The organism is Rhodococcus sp. OK611 (assembly GCF_003050885.1).
Taxonomy (GTDB): Bacteria; Actinomycetota; Actinomycetes; order Mycobacteriales; family Mycobacteriaceae; genus Rhodococcus_G; species Rhodococcus_G oryzae.
This window is the reverse complement of sequence record NZ_QAOZ01000039.1, coordinates 1-1,278: the sequence shown is the minus strand read 5'-3', so window position 1 is coordinate 1,278 and position 1,278 is coordinate 1. Positions and strand designations below refer to the sequence as shown.

Sequence of the window (1,278 nt, the reverse complement as noted above, 5' to 3'; positions counted from 1 at the left end):
TGGGTCTCCGGCACCGTCACCGCCGACGTCACCGGCATCACCAAGGAAGGCGAAGCCGGCCCGTTCAACGCAGCCGCCAACACCCCCGGCACCAACAACTCCTCCACGCACGGGATCTCGCGCATCAACACCGGCTACATCGTCGGCTGCCAGGTCGACATCACCGGCCTCGGCGGCTCCATCGGCGCAGGCATCGACCTCTCCGGGCCCTCGATCTCCGGTTCGCTGACCGTCCCGGTCTCCGCAGGCCAGGTCAAGTTCGTCAGCGTCGCGGGCAAGGACATCAAGAAGAACGGCAAGTACTCGGTCCAGTACCAGGACACCCAGCTCGAGATCCAGAACTGCGGCGGCTTCGCACAGGCCCGCTCCTACACCGTGGTCGAGATCGTCGGCAACGACTACTCCAAGACCACCCTGTACGGCCAGCCCTTCAGCATCGGATAGCGGCTGCGCCGCCCGTGCGCGTGTTGCACCCCGACTGGGGTACGACACGCGCACAGTCCACGCCTGAACTCGATACCTGAACCCTCAGAGGGGAATTCATGAACGTCAACACCACCGGCCTGCGTCGCGGGCTCAAGATCGCGAGCGCCGGCAGCGCCGCCGCCATCGCGCTCGGCTTCCTGTCCGCGGGCGCGGCCAACGCCGGCACCCTCGTCCCGCTGCCCGACGGCACGATCACCGAGACCCTCGTCGACGGCACCGTCGTCACCATCACCCGCACCGGCGAATCCGCCACCATCTCCCCGTCCATGGGCGCGACCCCGCTGCACCGCAACGTCTGGGTCTCCGGCAGCGCCAAGGTCGAGGTCTCCGGCGGCGGCGCAGGCACCATCCAGCCCGGCTACATCGTCGCCTGCCAACTCACCCTCGGCGGCAAAACCGGCACCGACGGCAGCATGAAGCGCGACTGGGAAGGCGAGGCGATCAAGACCGCGCCCGACTCGGCAAAGGCCGCAGGCAACCTGTCCATCGCACCCGGCCAGGCCGTGGACTACAAGATCCTCGATCTCGAACTCGCCGACGCCTTCGGCGCCGAACAACACCGCGCCGCAAACCCCTACAAAGGCAAGGGCAGCGTCACCTGGGCCGACTCCACCCTCGGCGTCAGCGGCTGCGCCGGCTACGCCCAGGCCCGCTCCTACGTCAAGGTCACCGTCAACACCGCCAACGTCACCAGCAACGTCACCCTCTGGGGCCAGCCCTTCAGCATCGGCTGACCCCACCCAAGAACGCACCCGGACCACTCGGCCGCGCCCCTCACGCGACCGAACCCGG

At 68.3% G+C, this 1,278-nt stretch carries 2 protein-coding genes; both read left to right on the top strand.

The window, feature by feature from the left end; all coding sequences use genetic code 11:
* Positions 1-444, top strand: a 444-nt coding sequence (locus C8K38_RS26755; RefSeq protein WP_181320866.1) for an MspA family porin, incomplete at its 5' end; no start/stop codon positions are given.
* A 98-nt stretch (positions 445-542) separates the two neighbouring features.
* Complete coding sequence (locus C8K38_RS26750) at positions 543-1,220, top strand: MspA family porin (protein WP_108168852.1); 678 nt, start codon at positions 543-545, stop codon at positions 1,218-1,220.
* Positions 1,221-1,278: the final 58 nt, after the last annotated feature.